The following is a 19,569-nucleotide window of genomic DNA, read 5'->3' as shown; positions in this document are numbered from 1 at the left end:
CCGGCGGTTTTGACATTTAGCCCTGTAATAAGGCGAAGGTCATAAGCGACGTGGCGAGTTGCAGGCAAAGCGAGGGAGTGACATGGTGACAATCTGTCATTCTGCCGAAATAGCATGGATTTTCTAAAGAAACTATTTAAGTCTTCAAAGCCCGGAGATACCGCTCTCCGTGAGGAACCGGGGAATTCAGTCGCGAGCTCGAATGACGATGTGGCGGAGTCGTCACAGGCCGATACCGCCGAGGATACAGCCGATCAAGCGGCGCGGCAGGCCAGCAGTGAGTGCCTGGACCGTCACTGGCGATCAGTGGGCTCCGTCGAGCAGGACGTTCTGGGCCATGTCATCAGTCCCAGCTTCCTTGGTGGGCCCGATTGGCCGTCGACCCGGCAGGCATATCGAATTGTGCGTCGGGGAGATTCAGTCATTATCGCTACGGACGGATTGTCGGATCCATTCGATGGTGCGCCTGAACTGGGCAATGGTTTCGAGATGGAGCTTTTTCTCGAAACCGGGGATCTTGCCGAAGGTACTCGAGGCGATGTTGGCGACGTCACTCCCCTGATGCGCAGTTGGGCTTTCGATGTAATGCGTACCGTCGCTGGCACAGTCGCCGATGCAGGCGGCATCACCCACCAACTGGAAAATTACGGGGTGCTATCGGTGGAGTTGCCCGGTGCGAGCGAGGCACCTCACCTGATCGATCAGATACCGAGGCGATTCGTCACAGAGGACGATTGCGTTGGCGTCCTGGTTGGCGGCCCGGCGCCGGATTTCGCTACACGTCTTGAGGACATGCCGCTTTCGCCGGTCACCTTGGTGCCTGTGGTGCTGATCACTGCAGCAGAACTTGAGCACGTGCGCATGGGAGGCAGGAAGGCCAGGGAAGCGCTGGTGCAGCAATTGACTGCTGCAGGGCATGGGCACAGGAGTCGTTTGGACCGTCCAGATCTGGTCTGACGCCGCGCAGCGGGGATCGGCGAGAGCGCCGGAAAAGGACCTCCAAGAGGGGGCAGGAACTGCCCTGACCGTAGCGGCTCAGTCGGCCTTGGCCGGCTTCTTCATCAGCATCTCCAGCGCCTTGCCCACCGCCGCGAACGCGAACGCACCGGTGATATGCGTGGCCGCGCCCAGCCCGGCGCCGCAGTCCAGCTTCAACGCCGCGTCGGCGCCGAGGTTCGGGCGGATGCCGCACACGCTGCCGTCGGCCTGCGGGTACTTCACGTTTTCCAGCGAGTACACCGCCGGCACGCCGAAGTAACGCGAGGCGTTCTTGGGGAAGTTGAAGTCGCTGCGCAGCTTCTTGCGGATCAGCGCCATCATCGCGTCGTGTTCGGTGCGCGAGACATCACGGATCCGCACCAGGGTGGGATCGGTACGACCGCCGGCCGCGCCCACGGTCAGGATCGGCAGCTTGCGGCGGCGGCACCAGGCGATGGTCTCGACCTTGACCCGGAAGCTGTCGCAGGCATCGATCACCAGATCGAAATCGCGGTCCAGCAGCTCGACCATGTTGGACACGGTCAAGAACGAGGCAACCGCATCGACGCTGATGTCCGGGTTGATCGCGCGGCAGCGCTCGGCCATCGCCTCGGCCTTGTTGCGGCCGTACTGACCGGCCAGGGCCGGCAGCTGCCGGTTGGTGTTGGATACGCAGATGTCGTCGGCATCGATCAGGGTCAGGTGGCCCACCGCCGTGCGTGCCAGCGCTTCCACCACCCACGAGCCCACGCCGCCCATGCCGACCACCGCCACCCGGCGGGTCGACAGCAGGTCCACGGTGCCCACCCCATACAACCGGTCGATGCCGGCAAATCGTTCGCGCAGTACGTCGTTCATCGGCACATTTTACCGGCGCGCGGGCCGTCGGGAACGCCACATGGACAGGACGCACCGTAAGATCGACCGCAGCCACCCCAACGGACGCCACTGCATGAGCCAGCCCGCCACGCCCCACCGCCCCTCCGCCGCCTACCGCTATCTGTTGGTCGGCGTGCTCGGCCTGGTGGTCGGACTGATCGCCACCGTCATGGTCTCGCGTGCCATCCAGGCCCGCCAGGACCCGTTCCCCGATGCCCTCATGCACGTCATGAACCGCCAGGTGCAGTTGCTGCAGGACGCCCAGGCACAGAACCGCTGCACCCTGGCCGACAGCGTGCCGCGCCTGCAGACCCTGCGCTCGCTGTCCAACGACGTGGACCTGGCCTTCCCCGGCCTCAAGGACAGCCAGGGCTTCCAGCAGCACGCCAGCGCGTTGCGCGCCACGCTCAACCAGGCCCTGGCCGCCCCGCCCACCGACTGCGTCGGCATGGGCCAGCTGGTCGAAAAGATCCAGAACGACTGCAAGGCCTGCCACCAGGATTTCCGCTGATTCATCTGGCAGCCACCCTTGGGGGGCGGGATTGGCGCGCTGTTCACGTATGACAGGACAGGATCTGCGGCATGCGCCCCAGACGCATTCGACCACCCCTCTGGCCAGGAGAACCACCATGAAGATCCAACTCATTGCTGCAGCCGCCGTCGCCACCGTCGCACTGGCCGGCTGTGCGACCACCTCGCCCGGCTATGGCAGCGGCGGTTACAACAACGGTTACGGCAACAACGGCGGCTACAACAACACCACCAACAACCGCTGCGCCGACTGCGGCATCGTCACCCGCATCAACCAGGTCGCCTCCGGGCGTACCGCGCCTTCGGCCACCGGCGCGATCCTGGGCGGCCTTGTCGGCGCGGTCGCCGGCCATGAGATCTCCGACCACACCGGCGGCAGCAAGGGCAACCAGAACATCGCCGCCGCCGCTGGCGCCGTGGGCGGCGCGCTGGCCGGCAACCAGATCCAGAAGAACGTCACCAGCGACACCTTCGACATCAGCGTGCGCATGGACGACGGCCGCACCGTGGTGGTCAACCAGCGCGACCTGGGTGGCATCCGCGAGAACACCTATGTCCGCGTCGTCAACGGCAAGGTGATCCTGCGCTGATTACGCCGGGCCCCGCCGCGACGTAAAAAAAGGGCCCGCGCAAGCGGGCCCTTTTCGTGTTTCATCCAGCTGACGTCGGTGTGCGCTTAGAGCGGCTTCACCTTGTCGGCCTGCAAGCCCTTCTGGCCGGTCACTACTTCGAACTCGACTGCCTGGCCTTCCTTCAGGCTCTTGAAGCCCTGGGACTCGATCGCGCGGAAATGCACGAACACGTCCTCGCCGCTTTCACGGCTGATGAAACCAAAACCCTTAGCGTCGTTGAACCACTTGACGGTGCCCTTCTCAGCCATCTCAGCTACTCCCTAACTGTCTGTCTTGTTGTTGGATACGCCCTGACAGGCGGCTGACAGCAAGGGGGAAGCGAGGTGCAACGATGCAGCGGATCAGAAGATCTACCATCATCAGGCCACGATCCACGGTGACCTTGCCAAGCTCAGCGAGTGCAACTTAACCCGAGCAAAACGAAAAATCAACTGTGAAAAGCTTTCACATGTCAACCCTATTTCCCAGACCATACCGGACAGCATGGACTATTCATTCATCTTCTACCTGGTAGCCGCCCTGCTCGTGCTCACCGGCATCGCAGGCATCATCCTGCCGGCCCTGCCCGGCATCCCACTGGTATTCGCCGGCCTGCTGGTGGCCGCCTGGGCCGACGGCTTCGCCCATGTGGGCTGGGTGCCGCTGACCCTGCTCGGGATCCTGACCCTGCTCTCCTTCGCGGTGGACATCCTGGCCACCGTGGTCGGCGCGCAGCGGGTGGGGGCCAGCCGCAAGGCGCTGTGGGGCACGGTGTTGGGCAGCATCGCCGGGCTGTTCTTCATGCCGATCGGGCTGCTGGCCGGACCGCTGCTGGGCGCCCTGGCGGGCGAGTACTGGCATACCCGCGAACTGGGCCGCTCCACCAAGGTGGGCTTTGCGACCTGGCTGGGCATCCTGCTCGGGGTGGCGCTGAAAATGGCACTGGTGGTGGCGATGCTGGGCCTGTTCGCCTTTGCCTGGTTCTTCTGATGCCCGCGCTTTTCACGCCCCGCGCACGGGCCTGCCCGGCATAAACCCTGCTGCGGGACCACGGCGGGCGCTGGCAGGATCGGCGGGCAACGGCCACACTGTTCCCGAAACCCCATTCATCTTTGCCACCTGGCCTGCTTTCATGACCTCTTCGCGCCCACGCTCCGCCCTGTTTACCGCCTTGGCTTTGGCCTCTGCCAGCCTGCCCGTGGCCGCCCAGGAAGCGGCCCCCACCCCGGCCTCGCCGGAGGCGTGTGCGCTGGTCGATACCGACGCCGCGCGGCTGACCTGCTACGACAAACTGTTCGGGCACACCCGCGGGGTGACCGAGGCCGCCGATGCCGCCGCCGTTGCCGCGCAGCAGGCCCGTCGCGACGAACGCCAAGCCGCGCGCACGGCCGAGGCCGATGCACCGGCAACGCAGCGCGCCAAACAGCGTATCGGCGAGCTGTTCAAAAGCGACGGCCACGAAGATGCACTGGCCAACGCGGGCAAGGGCTCGCTGCTGGACAGCCGTTGGGAGCTGGCGCAGGACTCCAAGCTGGGCGCGTTCCAGCTGCGTGCCTACAAGCCGGTGTACCTGCTGCCGGCGTTCTGGACCAGCGACAAGAACCAGACCCCGCAGTCACCCAACCCGGCCAACACGGTCACCACCCCGCAGCTGCTGGACAGCAACGAGCTGAAGTTCCAGCTGAGCTTCAAGACCAAGGTGGTGGAGAACCTGTTCGGCGACAACGGCGACATCTGGGCCGGCTATACCCAGAGCTCGCGCTGGCAGGCCTACAACGCCGAGAACTCGCGCCCGTTCCGCGAAACTAACTACGAACCCGAAATGATGCTGCTGTTCCGCAACGGCTATTCGATCGGCGGCTGGCGCGGGCGCATGAGCGGGATCAGCGTCAACCACATGTCCAACGGCCGCCCCGACCCCTTGTCGCGCAGCTGGAACCGGGTGATCGCCACCATCGGCCTGGACCGCGAAAACTGGGCACTGGTGCTGCGCCCGTGGTATCGCCTGCCCGAAGATCGCAAGGACGACAACAACCCGGATATCGAGGATTACATGGGCCGCGGCGACGCGACCCTGACCTGGAACCGGAATGGCCATGAAGTCTCGCTGATGGCGCGCCATTCGCTGCGCGGCGGCGACCGTTCGCACGGGGCGGTGCAGCTGGACTACGGCTTCCCGATCAGCAACCTGCTGCGTGGCCACGTGCAGGTGTTTGATGGCTATGGCGAGAGCATGATCGACTACAACCACAAGGCCACCTACATCGGCCTCGGCGTGTCGCTGCTGGAGTGGTACTGATGGCGGTAACGATCTGGCACAACCCGCGCTGCAGCAATTCGCGCGGGGCGTTGCAGATCCTGCGTGAGCACGGCATCGAACCCACCGTCATCGCCTACCTGGACACCCCGCCGGACGTGGCCACGCTGACGGCGCTGGTGGCGGCGATGGGCACCGGCGCACGCGCCCTGCTGCGTACCAAGGAAGACGCGTATGCCACGCTCGGGCTGGCCGATCCCACGCTGGACGACACGGCCCTGATCGCGGCGATGCACGCGCACCCGGCACTGATCAACCGGCCGATCGTGCGCACCCCGCGTGGCGTGCGGCTGTGCCGGCCGCCGGAAACAGTGCTGGAGATCCTGCCGGCCTGACGCCGGCCCGCGGAGGCTCAACCGCCGCAGCGGCTCACGCAGCGGTCGCGTTCTTCACCGCAGCGCAGCGCCGGCGAACGGTTGCGGCAGAAGTCGGCACTGGCCTGGCACGAACGGCGAAGCTCCGGGTTCTCGATCTTGTCGCAGCGACCGTCGCGCTGGGTGGCCACCCCGGTGCCGCAGGTGTCGCTGCTGCCACTGCCCAGTGGGCTGGCCGAACAACTGTCGTACCGGCTCTGGCAGACCGCCATGCACTGGTTGGCGGCGGTCACCTCGCGCAGGCTGGGTGCCGGATAGGTATCGCCGCCGCTGCTGCAGGCAGCAAGCAGCAGGGTCAGCAGCATCACAGACAGCATCCTTGGCATGGTCGTGCTCCTTGTCGGGTCGGTGCCGATGCACCCTGCGCATCCCAGGCAAATGTAGCACCCGGCCGTCGCGGACGCCTCTTCCGCCCTGCGTGGGATCGGGGTGACAATGGCCGGGCCTTTTCACCGGGATGCCAGCGGATGGCCCGACCACGACGCTCTTTCTTTGCTTACGCCTCGGCCCTGCTCGGGCTGCTCAGCCTGCTGGGCGTGGCCTGCTTCCATTTCCCCGACCTGTTGACCAGCCGCGAGTTCCGCGCGGTCTACAACGAACAGTTCGCCCGGCACCTGCTGCTGGTGGGGCTGGCCGCGGCCTTCATCCTGGGGACGCTGGCAATCGTGCGCGACCGCAACAAGCGCATCGCGTTGGTAGGGGTATGCAGTGCAACGCTGGCGGTGCTGCTGGGCGGCACCAATGTGCAGTTCGATGCGATCGGCCAGACCCCCTACTCGCTGGGGCTGGACTGGTTCGTGCTGTCGCTGTTCTTCTCGGCGCTGGTGTTCGTGCCGCTGGAACGTTACCTGGGCAAGCGCGCGCTGTCGCCGCTGCGGCCGGGCTGGCGCACCGACGTGGCGTACTTCTTCATGAGCCATGTGCTGGTGCAGTTCATCCTGATCCTGGTCACCGCCTCCACCTCGACCGTGGCCGGGTTGGCGGCGTTCCCCACCCTGAAGCAGCTGATCCAGTCGATGCCGGTGTGGCTGCAGTTCCTGGCGGCCGTGTTCGTGGCCGACATGGCCCAGGCGCTGCTGCACCGGGCGTACCACAACGTGCCCTGGCTCTGGCGCTTCCATGCCGTGCACCACTCCAGCCGCCACATGGACTGGCTGGCCGGCTCGCGCATCCACTTTGTTGAAATCGTGCTGACCCGCAGCTGCGTGCTGTTGCCGCTGCTGGTGCTGGGCTTCTCCACGCCCGCGGTGAACGCCTACGTAATCCTGGTAGGGCTGCAGGCGGTGCTGGCCCATGCCAATCTGGGCATGCGGTTCGGCTGGCTGGAGTACCTGCTGGTGTTGCCGCGGTACCACCATTGGCACCACGCCCGGCAGCAGGACTATGTCGACGTCAACTACGCCATCCACCTGCCGCTGGTGGACATGCTCATGGGCACCTTCAAGCTGCCCCGCGACCAGGCCCACTGGCCGCAGGAGTATGGGGTGATGAAGCTCGAAACGGTGCCCAAGGGCATCCTTCGGCAACACGTCATGCCGTTCCGCGCGCGCAAGACCTTCGACGCGTTCGTCGACTGAACCGCGCCGCCAAACCGGGTATCACCGCCAGTCGGTGATGCCTTCGCGGCGGTACACCTCGATGAAGGCCGGGCGCGCCTTGAGCCGATCGGCGTAGGCCTTGAGCACCGGCCAGGTGTCGCTTGGCACGGGCATGTTGCGCGACCAGCGCAGCAACATCACCAGCATCAGGTCGACCACGCTCAGCTGCGCGCCCAGCATGTACGGCCCACCGGCCTGCAGGTGGTCGGACAGTCGCTGCCACGCGGCCTGCAGCCTTTCGCGGGCCATCTCGCGGGTAGCGCCGGCGCTGTCCGGCCCGGCCATTTCATGGGCGTAGAACCAGGCGCGGTACGCCGGTTGCACGGTGTTGGCGCACCAGAACATCCAGCGATACGCTTCGCCGCGCTCGGCAGTGCCCGGCGCCGGCAACAGAGCCGCCTGCGGATGCAGGTCGGCCAGGTGCAGGGCAATCGCCGCCGCTTCGGTCAGCACCTGGCCATCCATCACCAGCGTGGGCACCACGCCTGCGGGATTGAGCGCCAGGTAGTCGTCGGACTTGTGCTGCCGGGTTTCGAAATCGAGCAGGACCAGTTCGTGCTCGATGCCCAGTTCGATCAGCAGCCAGTGCACCACCAGCGAGGCGGTACTGGGGGAACCATACAAGGTGGTGGGCATGCGCGGCGCCTGTCAGGGGAAGCCTTCGATTATGCGCCGTCCGGCGGTCTGCGATGGATACAGATGCACGCCTGCGCATGGCGGCGCTGTGGCTGTTGCGCCGCGCCAGGCAGGCCTAGCATGCGCAGCACCTTTCCCCCGGAGTGCGGCGATGCCCGAGCTGTCCCACCTGCTGGCATTCGGCCTGATCTCGCTGGGCATGGTGCTCACCCCCGGGCCGAACATGATCTACCTGGTGTCGCGCTCGATCTGCCAGGGGCGCGCGGCCGGGCTGGTGTCGCTGGGCGGCATCGCGCTGGGGTTCCTGGTCTACCTGCTGTGCGCGGCGCTGGGCATCACCGCGTTGTTGATGGCCGTGCCGCATGCCTACGACACCCTGCGCATCGCCGGGGCGCTGTACCTGCTGTACCTGGCGTGGCAGGCGCTGCGCCCGGGCGGGCCGTCGCCGTTCCAGCTGCGTGAACTGCCGCGTGACAGCCCGCGCCGGTTGTTTGCGATGGGCCTGTTCACGGCGTTGCTCAACCCGAAGATCGCGGTGATGTACCTGTCGTTGCTGCCGCAGTTCATCCAGCCCAGCGGCCATGGCAGCGTGATGGCGCAATCGGTGGTGCTGGGGCTGGTGCAGATTGCCACCAGCCTGGGCGTCAATGCGTTGATCGTGCTGGCCGCCGGCAGCATTGCCGCCTTGCTGGCGCGGCGGCCGCGCTGGCAGGCGATGCAGCGCGCGCTGATGGGCACGGTGCTGGGTGCGCTGGCGGTGCGGATGCTGGTGGACGTGCGGCGGTGAGAGTGCGCGCCGACCAACGGTCGGCGCCTACCGGGGGTTGCGGTGCGTACCCCGATCCGCGCGACACGCCGGGGGTCGCGGCGCGTACCCCGATCCGCGCGGCACGCCGGGGGGCGCGGCGCGTACCGCGAACCGCACGGGACGCAGCGGTCCGCGCGCGTCCACCGCGATCGGCAACGAAAAACGGCGCCCTCGGGCGCCGTTTTTTCCTGTCTGCGTGCCGATCAGCGACCGGCATCTGCAGAGGTCAGGCCACCACCACCGGAATCTTGCCGATGCGGGCCTGCCATTCGCGCGGGCCGGTGATGTGCACCGATTCGCCGGTGGAATCCACCGCCACGGTCACCGGCATGTCCTGCACGGTGAACTCGTAGATCGCTTCCATGCCCAGGTCGGCAAAACCGACCACCTTGGCCGCCTTGATCGCCTTGGACACCAGATAGGCCGAGCCGCCGACCGCCATCAGGTAGGCCGACTTGTTGTCGCGGATCGCTTCGATCGCCGCCGGGCCGCGCTCGGCCTTGCCGACCATGCCCAGCAGGCCGGTCTGTTCCAGCACCTGGCGGGTGAACTTGTCCATGCGGGTGGCGGTGGTCGGACCGGCCGGGCCCACTACTTCGTCGCGCACCGGATCGACCGGGCCCACGTAGTAGATGAAACGGCCCTTGAGGTCGACCGGCAGCGGCTCGCCCTTGTCCAGCATTTCCACGATGCGCTTGTGCGCGGCATCGCGGCCGGTGAGCAGCTTGCCGTTGAGCAGCAGGGTCTGGCCCGGCGTCCAGCTGGCGACGTCTTCCGGGGTGATCGTGTCGAGGTCGACGCGGGTGCCCTTGGAGGCGTCATAGGTGATCTGCGGCCAGTCTTCCAGCGACGGCGGATCCAGCATCACCGGGCCGCTGCCGTCCAGGGTGAAGTGCGCATGGCGGGTGGCCGCGCAGTTGGGAATCATCGCCACCGGCAGGTTGGCCGCGTGGGTCGGGAAGTCCTTGACCTTGATGTCCAGCACCGTGGTCAGGCCGCCCAGGCCCTGGGCACCGATACCCAGCGCATTGACCTTGTCGAACAGTTCCAGGCGCAGTTCTTCGGCCCGGTTGGAGGCGCCACGGGCCTTGAGCTCGTTGATGTCGATCGGCTCCATCAGCGATTCCTTGGCCAGCAGCATCGCCTTCTCGGCGGTGCCGCCGATGCCGATGCCGAGCATGCCCGGCGGGCACCACCCCGCGCCCATGGTCGGCACGGTCTTGAGCACCCAGTCCACGATCGAGTCGGACGGGTTGAGCATGGCGAACTTGCTCTTGGCTTCCGACCCACCGCCCTTGGCAGCGACGATCACCTCGACATGGTCACCCGGCACCACCTTGACGTTGACCACGCCCGGCGTGTTGTCCTTGGTGTTGGTGCGCTTGCCGGCCGGGTCGGCCAGCACCGAGGCGCGCAGCTTGTTGTCCGGATGGTTGTAGGCGCGGCGCACGCCTTCATTGGCCATGTCTTCCACGCCCATGGTGGCATCATCCCAACGGACGTTCATGCCGATTTCCAGGAACACGGTGACGATGCCGGTGTCCTGGCAGATCGGGCGGTGGCCTTCGGCGCACATCCGTGAATTGATCAGGATCTGGGCCATCGCTTCCTTCGCGGCCGGCGATTCCTCGCGCTCGTAGGCGGCGGCGAGGCTCTTGATGTAATCGACCGGGTGGTAGTACGAAATGTACTGCAGCGCGTCGGCGATGGACTGGATGAGGTCTTCCTGCTTGATCGATGTCACGACTTGCTCGCTTGCTGGAGGCTGGCGGGGATTCAGCCCATCATTTTACCCCCCTCGCGCCGCCAAGGGGCATCGGCCGTAGCGCGCCCCCCCGCCATCGCGCCGGCACGGCGTCTGCGGCACAGTGGCCCTACCCCTGTCACAACCGCGCCCCTGGCGGCGTCCTCCCGGCATGACCCCGACCGATACCTTCCAGACCCACCGCCCCCGCCTGTTTGCCTTGGCCTACCGCCTGCTGGGCAGCCGCAGCGACGCCGAGGACGTGGTCCAGGACGCCTGGCTGCGCTGGCAGGGGGCCGACATCGCCGGCATCCGCGACCCGGAAGGCTGGCTGGTGACCGCCACCACCCGGCTGGGCCTGGACCGCCTGCGAGCGCGGCGCAACGCCCGCATCGACTACGTGGGGCCGTGGCTGCCCGAGCCGCTGGAGATCGCGCTGGATCCGGATCCGCTGCACGACCCGGCCCAGCGCCATGCGCGGGCCGACGAGGTGTCAATGGCCTTCCTGGCCCTGCTGGAGCAGCTGGGGCCGGACGAGCGCGCCGCCTTTCTGCTCAAGGACGTGTTCGACTACGACTACCCCGACATCGCCCCCCTGCTCGACCACAGCCCGGCCAACTGCCGCCAGCTGGTCCATCGCGCCCGCCAACGCCTGCAGGCCGGCAAACCGCGCTTCGAGGTCAGCGCCGGGCAGCACCGCGACCTGCTGACCCGCTTCATGGATGCCTCCCAGCGTGGCGACCAGGCCGCGATCCTGTCGTTGCTGCATGCCAATGCCGAGATGGTGTCCGACGGCGGCGGCCGGGTCACCGCGGCCATCCGCCCGTTGCTGGGTGCCGAACGCATCGCCCAGCTTTACTGGGCGATCGCGCGGCGCAACGGGGCGCACCCGGCCCGGATCGGCTACGTCAACGGCGAGCCGGCCATCCTGCGTTTCCAGGGCGACCAACTGCACTCGGTCACCCTGGTGAGCATCGACGGCGACCGCATCGCGCGGGTGCTGAGCGTGCTCAATCCAGAAAAACTCACCGCCCTTGTCACAGCGCGCGACGCCGGCGCGTCCTCCTGATGAAGACGGCCAACGGGGCCGTCATGGAGTCCACCATGTCCGCTTCTCCCCGCGTTCCCTATTTCCGCCTGGCCAACGAGGCCATCAAGGGCCTGCTGGCCACCAGCAAGGCCGTGCATGAGAGTTCGATCGACCCCACGTTGATGGAGCTGGTGTTCCTGCGCGTGTCGCAGATCAATGGCTGCGGCTACTGCATGGACATGCACGGCACGGCCCTGCGCAAGGGCGGCATCGAACCGCGCAAGCTTGACACGCTGCCGGCCTGGCACGAAAGCCGTTTCTTCGACGCCCGCGAACGCGCCGCGCTGGGCTGGGCCGAAGCACTGACCCGGCTTCCCGACGGTGCGCCCTCGGACGCGGCGTTCGATGCACTGGCGCCGCACTTCGATGAAAAGGGCATCAGCGACCTGAGCGTCGGCGTCGCGGTGATCAATGCGTGGAACCGTCTGGGTGCGGGGCTGCTGCCGCCGCTGCCGTAACCCGGTAGTGCCGGCCGCTGGCCGGCTCCACGGACATCCATCCAACCCGCGGTGCCGACCAACGGTCGGCACCTACGGTGTGATTGCCGTGCCGGCCAACGGTCGGCACCTACGGTGTGATTGCCGTGCCGACCAACGGTCGGCACCTACCGCTTGGGATGGGTGCGCGCTTTGGTGGCGTGGCATGCAACGCATTCATCCCTCCGCCACGGCGCGGGCGCGCACAATAGCGGCCATGCCTGCCTCCCCCGCTGCCGGTGCGCCCGGCCAGAAGAATCCCAGCCTGCGCGAACGCTTCCAGGCGATGCGCAACCTGCCCCCGTTCCTGCGCCAGGTGTGGCAGACCAGCCCCAGCCTGGCCAGCGCCAGCCTGGGCCTGCGCCTGATCCGTGCGTTGCTGCCGGTGGCGATGTTGTACGTGGGCAAGTTGATCATCGACGCGGCGCTGCACCTGAGCCAGCACGAGGCCGGGTTCCCGCCGTTCGGCGAGGCGCTGTCCAGTGGCCTGCTCAATCCACTGCTGGGCCTGCTGGCGTTGGAGTTCGGCCTGGCGATCGTCTCCGACCTGCTGGGCCGCGCGGTGAACTACGCCGACAGCCTGCTCTCGGAACTGTTCACCAACGTCACCAGCGTGCGGCTGATGGAACACGCCGCCGAGCTGGACCTGGAGGACTTCGAAGACCCCGACCTGCAGGACAAGCTGGACCGCGCGCGGCGCCAGACCATGGGGCGAATGAACCTGATGAGCCAGTTGTTCGGCCAGGTGCAGGACGCCATCACCGTGGCCAGCCTGGCGGTGGGCCTGCTGGTGTACGCGCCGTGGCTGATCCTGCTGCTGGCGGTCGCGCTGGTGCCGGCGTTCATCGGCGAATCGCACTTCAATGCGGCCGGCTACTCGCTCAATTTCCAGTGGACGCCCGAGCGCCGCCAGCTGGACTACCTGCGCCAGATCGGGGCCAGCGTGGAAACCGCTAAGGAGGTGAAGATCTTCAACCTCCACCGGTTCCTGATCGAGCGCTACAAGTACCTGGCCGACAAGTTCTTCCACGCCAACCGCGCACTGGCGCGCAAGCGTGCGTTCTGGGGCACGCTGCTGGCCGCGCTCGGCACGCTGGGCTACTACACCGCCTATGCCTACATCGCGTGGCGCACCGTGCGCGGCGACTTCTCCATCGGCGACCTCACCTTCCTGGCCGGCAGCTTCCTGCGCCTGCGCCAGCTGCTGGAAGGCCTGCTGATCGGGTTCTCGCAGGTGGCCGGCCAGGCGCTGTACCTGGACGACCTGTTCTCGTTCTTCCAGATCCAGCCGGAAATCCACTCGCGCACCGACGCAGTGGCGATCCCGCAGCCGATCACCCAGGGCTTCGTGTTCGAGAACGTGGGCTTCCGCTATCCCGACGCCGAGTCGTGGGCCGTGCGCCACCTGGACTTCGAGCTGCGTGCCGGCGAAGTGCTGGCCCTGGTGGGTGAGAACGGGGCCGGCAAGACCACGCTGGTGAAGCTGCTGGCGCGTCTGTACGACCCCGACGAGGGTCGCATCCTGCTCGACGGCCGTGACCTGCGCGACTACGACCTGGACGACCTGCGCGCCAACATGGGCGTGATCTTCCAGGACTTCGTGCGCTACAACCTGAGCGCCGGCGAGAACATCGGCGTGGGCCTGGTGGAGGCGATGACCGACGATGCGCGGATCCGCGACGCGGCCCGCCGCGGCATGGCCGACGAGGTCATCAACGCCCTGCCCAACGGCTACGACCAGTTGATCGGCCGGCGCTTCAAACAGGGCGTGGACCTGTCCGGCGGGCAGTGGCAGAAGATCGCCATCGCGCGGGCCTACATGCGCGACGCCCAGGTGATGATCCTCGACGAGCCCACCGCCGCGTTGGATGCGCGCAGCGAGTTCGAGGTCTTCCAGCGCTTCAAGGAACTGTCCGACAACCGCACCGCCGTGCTGATCTCGCACCGCTTCTCCTCGGTGCGCATGGCCGACCGCATCCTGGTGCTGGCCGGCGGCCGGATCGAGGCCAGCGGCACCCACGCCGAGCTGATGACCCAGGGCGGTCGGTATGCCGAATTGTTCGAACTGCAGGCGGCGGGATACCGCTGACAGCCCCGTTCCACCGGCCTTCCCGGCCAGTCAATGAGAATTTATCTCATTTGAGATAAACTGGCCGGGACAAAACAGATCAGACCCCACCCCCATGTCTTCCGCTTTCGGCGCCGAAACGGTGCTTGAGGTCCGTCACTGGACCGACGCCTACTTCAGCTTCACCACGACCCGCGACAGCGGTTTCCGCTTCGAGAATGGCCAGTTCGTGATGATCGGCCTGGAAACCGAGACGCGGCCGCTGCTGCGTGCCTACTCCATCGCCAGCGCCAACTGGGAAGAGAACCTGGAGTTCTTCAGCATCAAGGTGCAGGACGGCCCGCTGACCTCGCGCCTGCAGCACATCCAGCCCGGCGACAAGGTACTGGTTGGCAAGAAGCCCACCGGCACCCTGCTGATCAGCGACCTGCACCCGGGCAAGCACCTGTACCTGCTGGGCACCGGCACCGGCCTGGCGCCGTGGCTGTCGGTGATCAAGGACCCGGAAACCTACGAACGCTTCGACAAGGTGATCCTCACCCACGGCGTGCGTTACGAAAAGGACCTGGCCTACCGCGACCTGTTCGAGAAGGAACTGCGCGAGCACGAATTCCTCGGCGAGATGATCGGCGACAAGCTGCTGTATTACCCGGCCGTCACCCGTGAGGCGTTCCCCAACCAGGGCCGCCTGACCTCGCTGATGGAAAGCGGCGAGATGCAGAAGACCCTCGGCCTGCCGCCGCTGGATCCGGAAAACGACCGCGCCATGATCTGCGGCAGCCCGCAGATGCTGGCCGACCTGCGCACCGTGCTGGACAGCCGTGGCTTCCAGACCTCGCCGCGCATCGGCACCCCGGGCCATTACGTCTTCGAGCGCGCGTTCGTCGAAAAGTAATCGCCGCGCCGGGCTCCGCCCGGCTGATCGACCAACCTGTGCCACCCCGTAGCGCCGGGCTCTGCCCGGCTGATCGACCAACCGGCGCCAACCCGTAGCGCCGGGCTCTGCCCGGCTGATCGACCAATCTGCGCTCCAGCCGGGCAGAGCCCGGCTCTACGGGGCTGATTCGCCAACCTGCGCGCCAGCCGGGCAGAGCCCGGCTCTACGGGCTGATTCGCCAACCTGCGCGCCAGCCGGGCAGAGCCCGGCTCTACGGGCTGATTCGCCGACCGCGGCCCTGCCGGGTAGAGCCGACCGTTGGTCGGCTTCCGCGCCAACGATCGCACGCACGTTCGGCTATATTCCGCGTCAGCCCGGCAACGGTCGGGCCTGACCTGGAGCCGTGCCGATGATCAGGAAGATCCGCCCCGCCCTCGCCTGCCTGCTGCTCGCCACGAGCCTGGCCGCCAGCGCCGCCGCGCCCGCAACACCCTCACCGAAAGCCGGCGATATCCCGCCGCAGATCCTCGGCAAGGACCGCCAGGGCAACGTGGTCGACCTGGCCAGCCAGCGCGGCAAGGTTGTCATCGTCACGTTCTGGGCCTCGTGGTGCGGCCCGTGCCGCAAGGAACTGCCGATCCTGGGCCAGCTGCAGAAGGTCATCGGGCATGACGCGCTGCAGGTCTACGCGGTGAACCTGAAGGAACCGCGCGCCGATTTCGCCGCCATCGCCCGCAGCCGCAACGCCCCGCCACTGGACTACATCCACGACGCCAAGGGCGAGGTCAGCGACCAGTACGGCATCCAGGCCATCCCGCACATGTTCATCATCGGCCACGACGGCAGCATCGCCCGCGTGCATCGCGGCTACTCCGAGCAAAGCCTGCCGAAAATCGTCGACGACATCCTCGCGCTGCTGCCCGAAGACGTGCGCAACCGCAAAGCAGGCGGCTGATTCCACCGCCGCGGCGTAGAGCCACGCCATGCGTGGCTGGAAGGTTGGGCGAACCGGTGATGCGAGGAGCCGGCCAGCGGCCGGCACTACCGGGATCACGGAGCCGGGCAGAGCCCGGCGCTACGCCGGTGCCGCCTCGCTCCGGCGTTACGCCAGCGCCGCCTCGATATCGTCGCGCAGCGACTCGGGCTTATCGGTCGGCGCATAGCGCTGCAGCACCTGCCCGTCGCGACCGACCAGGAACTTGCTGAAGTTCCACTTGATCCCGCGCGTCCCCAACACCCCGGATTTCTCCGCCTTCAGCCACTGCCACAGCGGGTGCGCGCCCTCGCCGTTGACCTCGACCTTGTCCGACAACGGGAAATCCACCGCGTAGGTCAGCGAACAGAAACTGCGGATCTCCTCGGCGTTGCCCGGCTCCTGGTGCCCGAACTGGTCGCACGGGAACCCGATCACCACCAGCCCGCGCGCCGCGTACTCCCGCCAGAGCGCCTCCAGCCCTTCGTACTGCGGGGTAAACCCGCACTTGCTGGCCACGTTCACCAACAGCAGCACCTTGCCCCGGTACTGCTCCAGCGCCTGCGGCTGCCCGGTGAGGTCCACGAACGAGAAATCAAAGGCGGTGGTCATGGCCGAGCTCCTGCGCAAAAAAGCATCTTAGCGCCGTGGTGGGGATGAACGGGGCAACGGGCCGTGGGGTGGCGCTTACGCGGTGGGGTTCATGGGGAGCCGGCCAGCGGCCGGCACTACCGTCTGATTTACCACTCAGCGATGCGCCGGCCAAGTGTCCAGCGCAGCCCCACCGCCGCGCCTTGCGCTCCACGCTTTCAACATGCCTTTCGACACAAGCCCCACCGCGCCACCCCGGGTTACCCTCGGGCACTTGTCTGACCGGAGAATTCCCCTTGACCACCCGTCTTGCCCTTGCCGTCGCCGTCACCCTCGGCCTGGCCCTGCCTGCCTATTCCGCCGTCGCCGCTGCCCCCGCTGCCGCGAACGCCCAGCAGGCCAACCCGTTCTTCGCCGACAGCCCGCTGCCGCTGCATTACCCGCAGTTCGACAAGATCAAGGACAGCGACTTCGCCCCCGCCTTCGACGCTGGCATGGCCCAGCAGCTCAAGGAAGTGGAGGCCATCGCCAACAACAAGGCCAAGCCGACCTTCGACAACACCCTCATCGCCCTGGAAAAGAGCGGTGACACCCTGGATCGCGCCACGACCGTCTTCTTCAGCCTGGTCGGCGCCGACACCAACGACACCCGCAAGAAGCTCCAGGCCGACTACTCGGCCAAGTTTGCCGCCCACAGCGATGCCATCGCCCTCAACGGCAAGCTGTTCGCCCGCATCCAGACCCTGTACGACACCCGCGCCCAGCTCGGCCTCGACGCCGAAGGCGTGCGCCTGGTCGAAAAGTATTACGAAAGCTACGTCCGCGCCGGCGCCAAGCTCAACGATGCCGACAAGACCAAGCTCAAGGCCATGAACGCCGAACTGGCCAACCTCGGCACCACGTTCAGCCAGAACGTCCAGAACGAAGTGAACGCCTCGGCGGTTGTCGTCGACGACGTCAAGCAGCTCGACGGCCTGTCGCCCGAGCAGATCGCCGCCGCCGCCGAAGCCGCCAAGGCCCGCAAGCTGGACGGCAAGTACGTCATCGCCCTGCTCAACACCACCGGCCAGCCGCCGCTGACCAACCTGCGCAACCGCGACCTGCGCCAGAAGATCTACGAAGCCTCCATCACCCGCGGCAGCCGCGGCGGCCAGTACGACAACACCGCCCTGGTCTCGCGCATCATGCAGCTGCGCGCCGACAAGGCCAAGCTGATGGGCTTTGCCAACTTCGCCGCCTACAACCTCACCAACCAGACCGCCAAGACCCCCGAAGCGGTCAACGCCATGCTCGGCCAGCTCGCCCCGGCCGCCGTGGCCAACGCCAAGCGCGAAGCGGCCGACCTGCAGGCCATGATCGACCAGGAACAGAAGGCCGCCGGCAAGCCCACCTTCAAGCTGGAAGCCTGGGATTGGGCGTTCTACAGCGAGAAGGTCCGCCAGGCCAAGTACAACTTCGACGAATCCCAGCTCAAGCCGTACTTCGAGCTGAAGAACGTGCTGGAGAACGGCGTGTTCTTCGCCGCCAACCAGGAATACGGCCTGACCTTCAAGCAGCGCACCGACCTGCCGGTCTACCACGAGGATGTCACCGTCTATGACGTGTTCGACGCCGACGGCAGCCAGCTGGCGATCTTCATCTTCGACCCGTACGCACGCGCCTCCAAGCGCGGTGGCGCCTGGATGAACTCGTATGTGTCCCAGTCCGCGCTGACCGGCTTCAAGCCGGTGGTGGCCAACCACCTCAACATTCCCAAGCCGCCGGCCGGCCAGCAGACCCTGCTGACCTGGGATGAAGTGACCACCACCTTCCACGAGTTCGGCCACGCCCTGCACGGCATGTTCTCCAACGTGAAGTACCCCTACTTCTCCGGTACCGCCGTGCCGCGCGACTTCGTCGAGTTCCCCTCGCAGGTCAACGAAATGTGGTCGGACAACCCGGCCATCCTGAAGAACTACGCCAAGCACTACCAGAACGGCTCGGCCATGCCGCAGGCGCTGCTGGACAAGGTGATTGCCGCGGCCAAGTTCAACCAGGGCTTTGCCACCACCGAGTACCTGGGCGCGGCCATGCTTGACCAGCGCTGGCACCAGATCGGCCCGGACCAGGTGCCGGCCGCCAAGGACGTGATGGCCTTCGAGCGCGCCGCGCTGGAGAAGGACGGCATCTACTACGCGCCGGTTCCGCCGCGCTACAAGACCCCGTACTTCAGCCACATCATGGGCGGCTACTCGGCCGGCTACTACGCCTACATCTGGTCCGAAGTGCTCGACGCCAACACCCAGAAGTGGTTCCGCGAGAACGGCGGCCTGAGCCGCAAGAACGGCGACCACTTCCGCAAGGCGCTGCTGTCCAAGGGCGGCAGCGTGGACGCGATGCAGCTGTTCCAGGACTTCGCCGGGCACGCCCCGCAGATCGAGCCGCTGCTCGAAAAGCGTGGCCTGACCTCGGGTGACAGCAAGAAGTAAGCGTCCGCTCGACCGACGTGCACCACCAGAACGCCCGGCCATGCCGGGCGTTCTTTTTGGGTTCTTCTGCCCATGGCGATACGGACGTGGCGGTAGGTACCAACCGTTGGTTGGTACGGCCCTCAATGCGCCTGCGGGTCGAACCAGGCGTCCCAGGTAAACGGTGAGGCAGCCATCGTGCGCGCCTGTTCGAACGCCGCCCTCGCCTGCGCCGTGCGCCCGGTATTGAGCAACGCCACGCCAAGGTTGAATGCCGCATGCCGATCATCGCTACCCAGCGCCAATGCCCGCTGCAACACCTCACGCGCATCGGCGTACTGCGCGCGGTCACAGGCAACGGCGCCGAGCCCGGTCAGCAGCAGCGGATCGTCGCCGTGTGCCGACAATGCGGCCTCCAGCGTGGCCGCGGCCGTTGCAAGTGCAGCGTCCGCATCGCGCGTGCCGGCGAACGCGGCCTCCACCTCGCTGCGGGCGCTGCGCAACGCGTGGACTACGGCGGAAGAAACGGCGTCATGCATGCGGGGATGCTACCCGGAAACGCCGGGAGTGG

General features: G+C 66.7%; 21 protein-coding genes. 14 read left to right on the top strand and 7 right to left on the bottom strand.

All coding sequences use genetic code 11. From position 1 onward, the window contains the following. The first annotated feature begins 114 nt into the window (after nt 1-114). Nucleotides 115-957 (top strand): hypothetical protein, encoded by an 843-nt coding sequence (locus AC1DCJ_RS11960; RefSeq protein WP_478071036.1) that lies wholly within the window; start codon nt 115-117, stop codon nt 955-957. A gap of 78 nt (nt 958-1,035) precedes the next feature. Here the strand turns inward: AC1DCJ_RS11960 and AC1DCJ_RS11955 are convergent, their stop codons facing one another. Further along, on the bottom strand, nt 1,036-1,836 hold the full coding sequence (locus tag AC1DCJ_RS11955) for a tRNA threonylcarbamoyladenosine dehydratase (protein ID WP_478071035.1): 801 nt from the start codon (nt 1,834-1,836) through the stop codon (nt 1,036-1,038). 94 nt (nt 1,837-1,930) lie between these two features. Here AC1DCJ_RS11955 and AC1DCJ_RS11950 point away from each other — a divergent pair, with 94 nt between their 5' ends. Both AC1DCJ_RS11950 and AC1DCJ_RS11945 read left to right on the top strand, forming a co-directional pair. After that, complete coding sequence (locus AC1DCJ_RS11950) at nt 1,931-2,368, top strand: hypothetical protein (protein ID WP_478071034.1); 438 nt, start codon at nt 1,931-1,933, stop codon at nt 2,366-2,368. Nucleotides 2,369-2,486: 118 nt separating this feature from the next. Beyond that, nucleotides 2,487-2,978 (top strand): glycine zipper 2TM domain-containing protein, encoded by a 492-nt coding sequence (locus AC1DCJ_RS11945; RefSeq protein WP_478071033.1) that lies wholly within the window; start codon nt 2,487-2,489, stop codon nt 2,976-2,978. A gap of 86 nt (nt 2,979-3,064) precedes the next feature. Here the strand turns inward: AC1DCJ_RS11945 and AC1DCJ_RS11940 are convergent, their stop codons facing one another. Beyond that, entirely contained in the window at nt 3,065-3,268 is a 204-nt protein-coding gene (locus AC1DCJ_RS11940; RefSeq protein ID WP_019185917.1) for a cold-shock protein, read from the bottom strand. Between the two features lie 235 nt (nt 3,269-3,503). On the opposite strand from AC1DCJ_RS11940, the gene AC1DCJ_RS11935 reads away from it, so the two are divergent. From AC1DCJ_RS11935 to arsC, 3 genes are all read left to right on the top strand, one after another. Further along, nucleotides 3,504-3,989, top strand: a complete 486-nt coding sequence (locus AC1DCJ_RS11935; protein ID WP_038687553.1) for a DUF456 domain-containing protein — start codon at nt 3,504-3,506, stop codon at nt 3,987-3,989. Between the two features lie 142 nt (nt 3,990-4,131). Further along, nucleotides 4,132-5,298 carry a phospholipase A gene (locus AC1DCJ_RS11930; RefSeq protein ID WP_137189883.1) on the top strand — a complete coding sequence of 389 codons (1,167 nt, stop codon included), beginning with the start codon at nt 4,132-4,134 and terminating at the stop codon, nt 5,296-5,298. Next, the gene (arsC, locus tag AC1DCJ_RS11925) at nt 5,298-5,651 is read left to right on the top strand and encodes an arsenate reductase (glutaredoxin) (protein WP_478071032.1); all 354 of its coding nucleotides are present in this window, start codon (nt 5,298-5,300) and stop codon (nt 5,649-5,651) included. The genes AC1DCJ_RS11930 and arsC overlap by 1 nt, the downstream gene beginning before the upstream one ends. Nucleotides 5,652-5,668: 17 nt before the next feature. Here the strand turns inward: arsC and AC1DCJ_RS11920 are convergent, their stop codons facing one another. Further along, nucleotides 5,669-6,016 carry a hypothetical protein gene (locus AC1DCJ_RS11920; RefSeq protein ID WP_478071031.1) on the bottom strand — a complete coding sequence of 116 codons (348 nt, stop codon included), beginning with the start codon at nt 6,014-6,016 and terminating at the stop codon, nt 5,669-5,671. 141 nt (nt 6,017-6,157) lie between these two features. Here AC1DCJ_RS11920 and AC1DCJ_RS11915 point away from each other — a divergent pair, with 141 nt between their 5' ends. Then, nucleotides 6,158-7,267, top strand: a complete 1,110-nt coding sequence (locus tag AC1DCJ_RS11915) for a sterol desaturase family protein (protein ID WP_448136136.1) — start codon at nt 6,158-6,160, stop codon at nt 7,265-7,267. Between the two features lie 21 nt (nt 7,268-7,288). Here the strand turns inward: AC1DCJ_RS11915 and AC1DCJ_RS11910 are convergent, their stop codons facing one another. Next, complete coding sequence (locus AC1DCJ_RS11910; protein ID WP_478071030.1) at nt 7,289-7,924, bottom strand: glutathione S-transferase family protein; 636 nt, start codon at nt 7,922-7,924, stop codon at nt 7,289-7,291. Nucleotides 7,925-8,075: 151 nt separating this feature from the next. Here AC1DCJ_RS11910 and AC1DCJ_RS11905 point away from each other — a divergent pair, with 151 nt between their 5' ends. Further along, complete coding sequence (locus tag AC1DCJ_RS11905; protein WP_478071029.1) at nt 8,076-8,711, top strand: LysE family translocator; 636 nt, start codon at nt 8,076-8,078, stop codon at nt 8,709-8,711. Between the two features lie 247 nt (nt 8,712-8,958). On the opposite strand, the gene AC1DCJ_RS11900 is transcribed toward AC1DCJ_RS11905, so the two are convergent. Then, nucleotides 8,959-10,476 carry a fumarate hydratase gene (locus tag AC1DCJ_RS11900; RefSeq protein ID WP_038687545.1) on the bottom strand — a complete coding sequence of 506 codons (1,518 nt, stop codon included), beginning with the start codon at nt 10,474-10,476 and terminating at the stop codon, nt 8,959-8,961. A gap of 172 nt (nt 10,477-10,648) precedes the next feature. Between AC1DCJ_RS11900 and AC1DCJ_RS11895 the strand changes: the two genes are divergently transcribed. The 5 genes from AC1DCJ_RS11895 to AC1DCJ_RS11875 all read left to right on the top strand — a co-directional run bounded on the left by AC1DCJ_RS11895 (nt 10,649) and on the right by AC1DCJ_RS11875 (nt 15,942). Further along, entirely contained in the window at nt 10,649-11,545 is an 897-nt protein-coding gene (locus AC1DCJ_RS11895; RefSeq protein WP_478071028.1) for an RNA polymerase sigma-70 factor, read from the top strand. Between the two features lie 35 nt (nt 11,546-11,580). Then, a complete protein-coding gene (locus AC1DCJ_RS11890; RefSeq protein ID WP_137189891.1) occupies nt 11,581-12,024 on the top strand; it encodes a carboxymuconolactone decarboxylase family protein in 444 nt (147 codons plus the stop codon). 235 nt (nt 12,025-12,259) lie between these two features. Continuing rightward, nucleotides 12,260-14,131, top strand: coding sequence for an ABC transporter ATP-binding protein (locus AC1DCJ_RS11885; protein ID WP_478071027.1), 1,872 nt, complete (start codon nt 12,260-12,262; stop codon nt 14,129-14,131). A gap of 94 nt (nt 14,132-14,225) precedes the next feature. Next, nucleotides 14,226-15,005, top strand: coding sequence for a ferredoxin--NADP reductase (locus tag AC1DCJ_RS11880; protein WP_137189893.1), 780 nt, complete (start codon nt 14,226-14,228; stop codon nt 15,003-15,005). A 391-nt stretch (nt 15,006-15,396) separates the two neighbouring features. After that, on the top strand, nt 15,397-15,942 hold the full coding sequence (locus tag AC1DCJ_RS11875; RefSeq protein ID WP_478071026.1) for a TlpA disulfide reductase family protein: 546 nt from the start codon (nt 15,397-15,399) through the stop codon (nt 15,940-15,942). Nucleotides 15,943-16,089: 147 nt separating this feature from the next. On the opposite strand, the gene AC1DCJ_RS11870 is transcribed toward AC1DCJ_RS11875, so the two are convergent. Next, nucleotides 16,090-16,572 (bottom strand): glutathione peroxidase, encoded by a 483-nt coding sequence (locus tag AC1DCJ_RS11870; protein ID WP_038687537.1) that lies wholly within the window; start codon nt 16,570-16,572, stop codon nt 16,090-16,092. Between the two features lie 275 nt (nt 16,573-16,847). Here AC1DCJ_RS11870 and AC1DCJ_RS11865 point away from each other — a divergent pair, with 275 nt between their 5' ends. Further along, a complete protein-coding gene (locus AC1DCJ_RS11865; RefSeq protein WP_141056840.1) occupies nt 16,848-19,019 on the top strand; it encodes a M3 family metallopeptidase in 2,172 nt (723 codons plus the stop codon). A gap of 122 nt (nt 19,020-19,141) precedes the next feature. Here AC1DCJ_RS11865 and AC1DCJ_RS11860 read toward each other — a convergent pair whose 3' ends face one another. Continuing rightward, complete coding sequence (locus tag AC1DCJ_RS11860; RefSeq protein WP_478071025.1) at nt 19,142-19,537, bottom strand: tetratricopeptide repeat protein; 396 nt, start codon at nt 19,535-19,537, stop codon at nt 19,142-19,144. Nucleotides 19,538-19,569: the final 32 nt, after the last annotated feature.

The sequence above is a fragment of the Stenotrophomonas sp. 10N36 genome (genome assembly GCF_056395005.1).
Note: the sequence above shows the minus strand (reverse complement) of the source record. Positions and strands in the feature narration are given on the sequence as shown.

Bases quoted from the DNA above. Each gene is read 5' to 3' on its own strand.
- AC1DCJ_RS11940 (WP_019185917.1), bottom strand. From the start codon at position 3,268: ATGGCTGAGAAGGGCACCGTCAAGTGGTTCAACGACGCTAAGGGTTTT.
- AC1DCJ_RS11880 (WP_137189893.1), top strand. From the start codon at position 14,226: ATGTCTTCCGCTTTCGGCGCCGAAACGGTGCTTGAGGTCCGTCACTGG.
- AC1DCJ_RS11960 (WP_478071036.1), top strand. From the start codon at position 115: ATGGATTTTCTAAAGAAACTATTTAAGTCTTCAAAGCCCGGAGATACC.
- AC1DCJ_RS11945 (WP_478071033.1), top strand. From the start codon at position 2,487: ATGAAGATCCAACTCATTGCTGCAGCCGCCGTCGCCACCGTCGCACTG.
- AC1DCJ_RS11870 (WP_038687537.1), bottom strand. From the start codon at position 16,572: ATGACCACCGCCTTTGATTTCTCGTTCGTGGACCTCACCGGGCAGCCG.
- AC1DCJ_RS11935 (WP_038687553.1), top strand. From the start codon at position 3,504: ATGGACTATTCATTCATCTTCTACCTGGTAGCCGCCCTGCTCGTGCTC.
- AC1DCJ_RS11895 (WP_478071028.1), top strand. From the start codon at position 10,649: ATGACCCCGACCGATACCTTCCAGACCCACCGCCCCCGCCTGTTTGCC.
- AC1DCJ_RS11905 (WP_478071029.1), top strand. From the start codon at position 8,076: ATGCCCGAGCTGTCCCACCTGCTGGCATTCGGCCTGATCTCGCTGGGC.
- arsC (WP_478071032.1), top strand. From the start codon at position 5,298: ATGGCGGTAACGATCTGGCACAACCCGCGCTGCAGCAATTCGCGCGGG.
- AC1DCJ_RS11875 (WP_478071026.1), top strand. From the start codon at position 15,397: ATGATCAGGAAGATCCGCCCCGCCCTCGCCTGCCTGCTGCTCGCCACG.
- AC1DCJ_RS11890 (WP_137189891.1), top strand. From the start codon at position 11,581: ATGTCCGCTTCTCCCCGCGTTCCCTATTTCCGCCTGGCCAACGAGGCC.
- AC1DCJ_RS11885 (WP_478071027.1), top strand. From the start codon at position 12,260: ATGCCTGCCTCCCCCGCTGCCGGTGCGCCCGGCCAGAAGAATCCCAGC.
- AC1DCJ_RS11910 (WP_478071030.1), bottom strand. From the start codon at position 7,924: ATGCCCACCACCTTGTATGGTTCCCCCAGTACCGCCTCGCTGGTGGTG.
- AC1DCJ_RS11955 (WP_478071035.1), bottom strand. From the start codon at position 1,836: ATGAACGACGTACTGCGCGAACGATTTGCCGGCATCGACCGGTTGTAT.
- AC1DCJ_RS11860 (WP_478071025.1), bottom strand. From the start codon at position 19,537: ATGCATGACGCCGTTTCTTCCGCCGTAGTCCACGCGTTGCGCAGCGCC.
- AC1DCJ_RS11950 (WP_478071034.1), top strand. From the start codon at position 1,931: ATGAGCCAGCCCGCCACGCCCCACCGCCCCTCCGCCGCCTACCGCTAT.
- AC1DCJ_RS11920 (WP_478071031.1), bottom strand. From the start codon at position 6,016: ATGCCAAGGATGCTGTCTGTGATGCTGCTGACCCTGCTGCTTGCTGCC.
- AC1DCJ_RS11930 (WP_137189883.1), top strand. From the start codon at position 4,132: ATGACCTCTTCGCGCCCACGCTCCGCCCTGTTTACCGCCTTGGCTTTG.
- AC1DCJ_RS11915 (WP_448136136.1), top strand. From the start codon at position 6,158: ATGGCCCGACCACGACGCTCTTTCTTTGCTTACGCCTCGGCCCTGCTC.